Annotated in this window: 8 protein-coding genes and 1 pseudogene; 8 read left to right on the top strand and 1 reads right to left on the bottom strand. The window is 71.0% G+C overall.

Annotated features, from left to right (window positions below; translation table 11 throughout):
- Both VN520_RS23590 and VN520_RS23585 read left to right on the top strand, forming a co-directional pair.
- Positions 1–834: sensor histidine kinase (locus VN520_RS23590; protein WP_325748939.1), on the top strand; the 834-nt coding region annotated here is incomplete at its 5' end.
- Complete coding sequence (locus VN520_RS23585) at positions 831–1,511, top strand: response regulator transcription factor (RefSeq protein WP_014047499.1); 681 nt, start codon at positions 831–833, stop codon at positions 1,509–1,511. The genes VN520_RS23590 and VN520_RS23585, both read left to right, overlap by 4 nt.
- A gap of 68 nt (positions 1,512–1,579) precedes the next feature.
- Here VN520_RS23585 and VN520_RS23580 read toward each other — a convergent pair whose 3' ends face one another.
- Positions 1,580–2,230, bottom strand: coding sequence for a DUF461 domain-containing protein (locus VN520_RS23580; RefSeq protein ID WP_325748938.1), 651 nt, complete (start codon positions 2,228–2,230; stop codon positions 1,580–1,582).
- 661 nt (positions 2,231–2,891) lie between these two features.
- Between VN520_RS23580 and VN520_RS23575 the strand changes: the two genes are divergently transcribed.
- The 6 genes and pseudogenes from VN520_RS23575 to VN520_RS23550 form a co-directional block, all read left to right on the top strand.
- Positions 2,892–3,374: a CarD family transcriptional regulator gene (locus tag VN520_RS23575; RefSeq protein ID WP_006380568.1), complete on the top strand. Its 483-nt coding sequence runs from the start codon at positions 2,892–2,894 to the stop codon at positions 3,372–3,374.
- Between the two features lie 348 nt (positions 3,375–3,722).
- Entirely contained in the window at positions 3,723–4,490 is a 768-nt protein-coding gene (gene ispD, locus VN520_RS23570) for a 2-C-methyl-D-erythritol 4-phosphate cytidylyltransferase (RefSeq protein WP_325748937.1), read from the top strand.
- A complete protein-coding gene (ispF, locus tag VN520_RS23565; RefSeq protein WP_325748936.1) occupies positions 4,480–4,995 on the top strand; it encodes a 2-C-methyl-D-erythritol 2,4-cyclodiphosphate synthase in 516 nt (171 codons plus the stop codon). Before ispD ends, ispF begins: the two co-directional genes overlap by 11 nt.
- Positions 4,996–5,341: 346 nt before the next feature.
- A complete protein-coding gene (locus tag VN520_RS23560) occupies positions 5,342–5,932 on the top strand; it encodes a GNAT family N-acetyltransferase (RefSeq protein WP_325748935.1) in 591 nt (196 codons plus the stop codon).
- A gap of 47 nt (positions 5,933–5,979) precedes the next feature.
- Positions 5,980–7,506: an ABC transporter substrate-binding protein gene (locus VN520_RS23555; RefSeq protein WP_325748934.1), complete on the top strand. Its 1,527-nt coding sequence runs from the start codon at positions 5,980–5,982 to the stop codon at positions 7,504–7,506.
- A 4-nt stretch (positions 7,507–7,510) separates the two neighbouring features.
- A pseudogene (locus VN520_RS23550) lies at positions 7,511–8,105 on the top strand (ABC transporter permease); the annotation flags it as partial.

The raw sequence follows: 8,105 nt of genomic DNA, 5'->3' as shown, positions 1-8,105 counted from the left end.
GAGGACCTCACGGAGGCCCGGCGCATAGAAGCGGTGCGGCGCGACTTCGTCGCCAACGTCAGTCATGAGCTCAAGACCCCGGTCGGCGCGCTCTCCCTGCTCTCCGAGGCCGTCATGGGCGCCTCCGACGACCCGGAGGCGGTGCAGCGGTTCGCCGGCCGCATGGAGATCGAGGCGACCAGGCTGACCAACCTCGTCCAGGAGCTCATCGATCTCTCCCGGGTGCAGAACGACGACCCGCTGGAGGACGCCGAACCCGTACGGGTGGAGCAGCTGGTCGCGGAGGCCGTCGACCGGTGCCGCCAGCAGGCCGGCTCGAAGCAGATCACCATGGCCTCGGGCGGCGCGGACGGCCTCTCCGTATGGGGCAACCGGAGCCAGCTCGCGGCCGCGCTCGGCAATCTCGTGGAGAACGCCGTCAATTACAGTCCCGCCCGCACCCGGGTCGGCATCGCCGCCCGGAAGATCGCCGCTCCCGGCGGGGATCTGATCGAGATAGCCGTGACCGACCAGGGCATCGGCATCTCCGAGAAGGACCGTGAGCGTGTCTTCGAGCGGTTCTACCGCGTCGACCCGGCCCGCTCACGGGCCACCGGTGGCACCGGTCTCGGCCTCGCCATCGTCAAGCATGTGGCCGCCTCGCACGGCGGGGAGGTCACCGTATGGAGCTCGGAGGGACAGGGCTCCACGTTCACCCTGCGACTGCCCGAATCAGGCGTCGTACGGGGTCGTACCACCGGCGGACCTCTCGTCGTCAACGGTGTTGTTGACGACGGCGGGCCGTACGAGACCGATTCTTACGAACCATTCCCTGCCCCGGAGGCCCTTCCGTGACCCGAGTGCTTGTCGTCGAGGATGAGGAATCCTTCAGCGACGCCCTGTCCTACATGCTCCGCAAGGAAGGCTTCGAGGTGGCCATCGCGGCCACCGGCCCGGACGGCCTCGACGAGTTCGAGCGCAACGGCGCCGACCTCGTGCTGCTCGACCTGATGCTGCCGGGCCTGCCCGGTACGGAGGTCTGCCGGCAGCTGCGTGTCCGGTCCAACGTGCCGGTGATCATGGTCACCGCCAAGGACAGCGAGATCGACAAGGTCGTGGGCCTCGAAATAGGAGCCGACGACTATGTGACCAAGCCCTTCTCCTCGCGGGAGCTGGTGGCCCGCATCCGCGCCGTCCTGCGCCGCCGTGGTGAGCCGGAGGAGGTCACTCCGGCAGCCCTGGAGGCCGGCCCGGTCCGGATGGACGTGGACCGCCACGTCGTCACGGTCTCCGGCGGCAAGGTCGACCTCCCGCTGAAGGAGTTCGACCTCCTTGAGATGCTCCTGCGCAACGCGGGGCGCGTACTGACGCGCATGCAGCTCATCGACCGGGTCTGGGGTGCGGACTACGTGGGTGACACCAAGACCCTGGACGTCCACGTCAAGCGGCTCCGCGCCAAGATCGAACCCGATCCCGGGGCGCCGCGCTACCTGGTGACGGTGCGGGGGCTGGGCTACAAGTTCGAGCCGTAGACCGAGGGCTGCGGGCTACGTGGGGGTGTCTCCGGCGGAGACACCCCCCACGCGCGCGATCAGCGCGATCAGTGGGTGGCGGCTTCGTGCTCCGCGCCCGCGGCCGGGTCGGTCTCCGTGCCTGCGGGGCTCTCGGACTGCCCGGTCGACGGCTCACCCGGCGTCGCGGAGTCCGAAGGCGTGGCCGTGGGCTTCGCGGACGGCAGCGTGTTCGGGCCGAAGCCCTCGAAGAAGCTGGTCGCCGGGACGACGGAGGCGTCGAGCGCGACGTCACCCGTCTCGCTGAACGTGAAGGCGACGGTCTGCACGCTGCCGTCGGCGCCTGCCTGGCGGCCGTTCTCGATCACGGCCGAGGCGTTGTTCTTCCCGCCGATGATGACCCGTCCGCCGGCCGGGACCACGAGCGGGCCCTTGCCCTTGGCGGGCTTCAGCTCCACCGTGGCATCGGTGCCCGGCAGGGTGACCTTCTCCACGACCTCCTGCTTCGTGCCGTCGTTGAAGAGGGTGGCGGCGATGACCGCCGGGCCCTCGGCGTCCGGCTCGGGCTGGGTGATGATGTTCAGGTTCTGGATCTTGATGGAGTCGACAGCGGTGGCTGCGTTGTCCGGCCTGACCTGAAGCGACTGCGCGTCGTTGCCGGCACCGCAGGCGGACAGCGTGGCGATCGAGAACACGAGGGCAGTGGCGGCGAGGGCGCCGTGTCGAAGGCTGCGGCTCACGGCGGCGGCAACTCCTTGAACGTTCGGACTGCGGACTTCGGACTCTGCGGACAGGAAGGCCCGAGCGGCTGTAAAGCCGCCCTAAGTGTGTGTCAGCGGGCTCAGGTTATCGAGCCGCCGTCCCAGGCCCGCACCCGACCCGCCCCTTGTACCGCCCGACCTGTGGACCGGCACCCCGGGGACGGTGCCGGACATCTTCAGGCCGTGTCACAGCCGTCTCCCGGCCATGACGATTCGCACGGTGTTCACAAAACGCGGGCGGGCAGTGCCCCGACCGGCCGATGATCGATTTTCGGACTCGGCGCATTTCCCCGCTCATAATCCATCCGGATCCGGGATGTTGATCAATTTCATTGGCCATCGACGCTAAGAGCCGTACGAGTGATCGAGGTCCGAACGGAGTACGGAAAGTTCACCATCCGGAACCCGACAAAACGGGACTTTCGGCCCCTTCTGGAGGACTTCCGGCCTCTGTGACGCCGGTGTTTCCGCTCGGCCGTATGTCCGCTCCGACCTGCGGATATCGCCTTCCGGAAGGCTCCCGCAGCACGTTCGTGTCGCGGTTGTCAAGCCCCGAGATATGCCCTGACCTGCGAAAACGCCATTCAGGAGAAGCCGTTCTCGTGTTACTCTGGATAGCCACGGAAGGGGTACCTGTCACATGACGTTCAAGGTTGGCGACACCGTGGTCTATCCCCATCACGGGGCCGCGCTGATCGAGGCTATCGAAACTCGCCAGATCAAAGGCGTGGACAAGACCTACTTGGTGCTCAAGGTCGCCCAGGGCGACTTGACGGTTCGTGTGCCGGCGGACAATGCGGAGTTCGTCGGTGTGCGTGACGTGGTCGGGCAGGAGGGACTGGACCGGGTCTTCGAGGTGCTGCGCGCGCCGTACGCCGAAGAGCCGACGAACTGGTCCCGGCGTTACAAGGCAAATCTCGAGAAGCTCGCCTCCGGCGATGTCATCAAGGTCGCCGAAGTGGTGCGTGACCTGTGGCGTCGCGAGCGCGAGCGTGGACTCTCCGCAGGTGAGAAGCGCATGCTCGCCAAGGCCCGTCAGATCCTGGTGAGCGAGCTCGCTCTCGCGGAGAACACGAACGAGGACAAGGCCGAGGCCCTGCTCGACGAGGTCCTCGCGTCCTGAACCGGACGACACCGGTGACCGGATGACGCCGACGAACCGAATCCGGTCGTAGCTCATATGCCGCGGTGCCCGCTGACCAGCCGTCTTCACGGTGCGTCGTCGGGCGCTGCGGCATGTCCGGATCCGTGAGGATCCAGCCCAGAGCCGACTGGCGCGGCCCCGGTGCCGCCCCCTCGGTGATCCCCGTCGAGCCCTGCTGCGGCTCGGCCGACCGGGGGTCACGGAAGGGTCCCGGTCAAGCCGAGGCGTCGCGCCAAGCTCTCTCCCCGGCCCACGGTCGGGGGTACGCCCAGGCCATACCCATGTCGGCCATGGAAACAAACCTGCCGAAGCTTCGGAGTGCAACCGATGTCACCGACGCCTGCTGAACCGAGTGCCGAACCGAGCCCCTCCCGTACCGCTGCGGTGATCCCCGCAGCGGGCCGTGGTGTCCGGCTCGGTCCCGGAGCCCCGAAGGCGCTGCGTGCGCTCGGCGGCACACCCATGCTGATCCACGCCGTGCGGGCCATGGCGGCCTCCCGCGCCGTCACCCTCGTCGTCGTGGTCGCGCCGCCGGACGGCGCACCCGAGGTCAAGAACCTCATCGACGGGCACGCGCTGCCCGAGCGCACCGACTACCTCGTCGTCCCCGGCGGTGCGACACGCCAGGAGTCCGTGAAGCTCGGCCTCGACGCCCTGCCGGAGGACGTCTCCGTCGTGCTCGTCCATGACGCCGCCCGGCCCCTCGTGCCGGTCGACACGGTGGACGCGGTCATCGAAGCCGTACGGGACGGGGCTCCCGCCGTCGTCCCCGCGCTTCCTCTCGCCGACACGGTCAAGGAGGTCGAGCCGGGCGAGCCGGGCATGCCGGAGCCGGTCCTCTCGACGCCCGTACGGGCGCGGCTGCGAGCCGTGCAGACGCCCCAGGGCTTCGACCGGAACACGCTCGTCCGGGCGCATGAGAGCGTCGCCGTCGACGGCGAGGGCGCCACCGATGACGCGGGCATGGTCGAACGACTGGGTTCGAAGGTCGTCGTCGTGCCCGGGCACGAGGAGGCGTTCAAGGTGACCCGGCCCCTGGACCTGGTCCTGGCGGAGGCCGTTCTCGCACGCCGGAGGGCGAACGATGGATTCTGAGACAGCGAAGCGGCAGCCGGCTCCCGTGATCCCGCTCGTCGGCATCGGGACCGACATCCACGCCTTCGAGGAGGGCCGCGAGCTCTGGTGCGCCGGGCTGCTGTGGGAGGACGAGGGGCCCGGGCTCGCCGGGCACTCCGACGCCGACGTCGTGGCGCACGCGGCCTGCAACGCCCTCTTCTCGGCCGCAGGTCTCGGCGACCTTGGGCAGCACTTCGGCACCGGCCGTCCGGAGTGGTCGGGCGCGTCGGGTGTCACTCTGCTCACCGAGGCCGCCCGGATCGTGCGTGCGCAGGGCTTCGGGATCGGCAACGTCGCCGTGCAGGTCGTCGGTCTGCGGCCGAAGATCGGCAAGCGGCGTGACGAGGCCCAGAAGGTGCTGTCCGACGCCGTCGGCGCCCCCGTCTCGCTCTCCGCCGCCACCTCCGACGGTCTCGGGTTCACCGGCCGGGGCGAGGGCATCGCGGGCATCGCGACCGCTCTGGTCTACCGCGCCACCGGCTGACGCACGGGCCCGCCGGCCGGGCACCGCGACCGGTGCCCGGCCGGCGGCGTCGCGTGACACCTGCCGGGACGGTGTCACGCGGCGTCGGCAGGCTCCGCCCCGGCGGCCGGTGTGACATATCGCGCAACAGGCCCCTCCCGGCGGCCGGTGTGACATATCGCGCAGCAGGCCCCTCCCGGCGGCCGACGCCCCGGCGGCCGGGCCACCGCAACCGCCGTCCCGACGGCTGCCACCGCCGTCCCGGCGGCCGGTGCCGCACAACCCCGCCGCCTTATTGCACATGAATTGCACGTACGCTGATACGGCAAGTCATGTGCCGTAAGGCCGAGAGCGAGGGTGAACGTCAGTGGTGACCGCGACCGCCGGGGCGACGAGGACGCCGGACGCGCCGGCCGATGTGGACGGATACGTCCTGCGGACCGCTGCCGCGCAGGACATCGGCGGTGCGCGCGCCGTCATGCTGGACACCGTCTACCACGACCTGCGCTCGGGCTACGTGCCCCGCTGGCACGCCGACATCATCGACCTCGAGGGCGCCTACCTGCGCCCCGCGCGCTGCACCCTCCTGGTCGTCGTGCGCGGTGACGAGGTCGTGGCGACGGGCGCGGTACGGGACCGGGGCCCGCAGGCCCCGCCCAACCCGCAGTGGGTCGCCGACCGCTTCCCCTCCGGTCCGACGGCTCAGCTGTGCCGGATCTACGTACGCCCCGAGCACCGCAGGCACGGGCTGGCCCGCAGGCTGGTCCGGGAGCTGGGGGACTTCGCCGCGCGGGCGGGCGGCTACACCTCGCTCTACCTGCACACCGATCCGGCCGTGCCGGGCGCCGAGCCGTTCTGGCGGTCGCTCGCCCATGAGGTCTGCGACGAGCGCGCGCTGCCGGGCGGCGGCCAGGGCATCATTCACTTCGAGCTGCCGATGCCTCTCCCCGGGGCCTGACCGCCCCGGGTATCAGATGACAATCGTTTCCACATAGGGTCACCGTCATGCCTACGCTCCGAAGCCGCCGCTCCCCGCTGCCGGCCGTCGCCGTCACCGCCGCCCTGCTGCTCCCGCTCGCCGCCTGCTCCACGTCGGACGGCTCGGGAGCGTCCGGCGACGCGCAGCGGCTCCGGGTCGTCATGGCCTTCCCGCCCGCCCAGGCCATGTCCCCCTACGGGGACGACGCGGTCACCCTCAGCCGGCTCGCCGTCGTCGAGGGCCTCACCACCCTGGACGAGAACGGCGCGGCCGGGCCCGCCCTCGCCACGTCCTGGAAGCAGGACAACCCCACCACCTGGACCTTCACGCTCCGTGACGCCGTCTTCCAGGACGGTGCGAAGGTCGACGCCGACGCCGTCGTCCGGTCCCTCACCGCCGCGAGCGAGGCGTCCCCGCTGCCCAGGGTCCTGTCCGACACGGCCCTGAAGGTGACCGCGGTGAAGGGCGGGGGAGCGGAGACCGTACGGATCGTCACCGAGGAGGCCGACCCGCTGCTCCCGCAACGGCTCGCCAACCCCTCCCTCACGATCCTGTCCGCCGGCGCCTACAGGAACGGCAAGGTGAACCCCGCAGGCCACGCCACAGGACCGTTCACCCTGACCGACGTCAAGGGCGCGGTCGCCGCCACCCTCGAACGCAACGCCGACTACTGGGGTGACAAGGCGAAGGCCCCGGGCGTCGACGTCACCTTCGCCGCGGACGGCACCGCCCGGGCCAACGCCCTGCGGACGAAGGCCGTCGACGTCGCCGAGTACGTACCGATCTCGCAGACGTCACTGCTCGGCGACTCGTACGTCCATGAATTCCCCTCCGCCCGGACCAACGGCCTCTCGCTCAACACCGGGCGCGGAGTCTTCGCCGACCCCGCCATGCGTGCCGCCGCCCGTGAGGCCATCGAGTCCGAGGCCCTGGTCGACGGGGTGTACGAGGGCCACGCCGACACCGCACAGGGACTCCTCGGCCCCGGCATCCCCTGGGCCGCGGAGAAGCGCACCGCCCCCACCGGCCGGACCCCGGCGGCGAGCCGCGCGGACGTGGCGCAGACGAAGGAGATCGTCCTCGCCACCTACACCAACCGGCCCGAGCTCCCCGAGGTCGCGACGCTCGTCCAGCAGCAGCTCGAGAAGCGCGGCTTCACCGTCAAGCAGGTCGTCCGCGACTACGCGCAGATGGAGGCCGACGCGCTCGCCGGGAAGTACGACGCGTTCATCCAGGCCCGCAACACCCTGCTGGACACCGCCGACCCCGTGTCCTACCTCGCCTCCGACTTCACCTGCGACGGCAGCTTCAACATCTCCCAGCTGTGCGACAAGAAGGTCGATGCCGCGGTGGGCAAGGCCGCCTCGCTGACCGGCACCGACGCCCGTCACGATGCCGGGATGACCGCCGAGGCCGCCGTCCTCGGCGCCGACGCCCTCGTCCCCCTCGTCCACGAGCGCTTCGTCCAGGGCTACGACGACGCCCGGGTCGAAGGCGTCGCCCTCGACCCGATGGAACGCACCCTCATCACCGCCGACACCCACGTCGGGTGACCGCGTGAAGTACCTGGCCGGCCGGCTCGGCGCGCTCCTGGCCGTCGTCGCCGTCATCGGTCTGCTGCCCTGGCTGACCAGCACCGATCCGGCGCTGACCATCCTGCACGCCCGCTACGCCGACCGGCCGCCCACACCGGCCGTGCTCGACGCGATCCGCGCCGGAACCGGACTCGACGGCGGACCGCTCCACGTCCTCGGCGGCTGGGCGTCCGCAGCGCTGCGCGGCGACCTGGGGGAGTCCTGGGTCTCCGGGCAGCCGGTCGGCCCCGACGTCACCTCCGCACTCGGTGTCTCCCTCACCCTCATGGGCGCCTCGCTCGCCGTCGCCGTCCTCCTGGCGTCCGCCCTCGTCGCCGGGACGCTCCGGCGGGGCGCCCGCCGCCGGATCGTCACCACCCGGGCGGGCGTCGGCGCGGCGGTGCTCGCCGCACTGCCGGAGTTCCTCCTCGCCGCGGTCCTGGCCACCGTCCTCGCCGTACAGCTGGGCTGGTTCCCCGCCCTCGGCTGGGGCGGCGCGGACCAGCTCGTCCTGCCCGCCCTCGCCATGGGCGTACCCGCCGGCGCGCTGCTCGGGCGGCTGCTGGACGACGCGCTGC

The sequence above is a fragment of the Streptomyces sp. genome, from assembly GCF_035563135.1.
Taxonomy (GTDB): Bacteria; Actinomycetota; Actinomycetes; order Streptomycetales; family Streptomycetaceae; genus Streptomyces.
This window is presented reverse-complemented; position numbering and strand designations above follow the sequence as displayed.

Bases quoted from the DNA above. Each gene is read 5' to 3' on its own strand.
- VN520_RS23555 (WP_325748934.1), top strand. From the start codon at position 5,980: ATGCCTACGCTCCGAAGCCGCCGCTCCCCGCTGCCGGCCGTCGCCGTC.
- VN520_RS23575 (WP_006380568.1), top strand. From the start codon at position 2,892: ATGACGTTCAAGGTTGGCGACACCGTGGTCTATCCCCATCACGGGGCC.
- ispD (WP_325748937.1), top strand. From the start codon at position 3,723: ATGTCACCGACGCCTGCTGAACCGAGTGCCGAACCGAGCCCCTCCCGT.
- ispF (WP_325748936.1), top strand. From the start codon at position 4,480: ATGGATTCTGAGACAGCGAAGCGGCAGCCGGCTCCCGTGATCCCGCTC.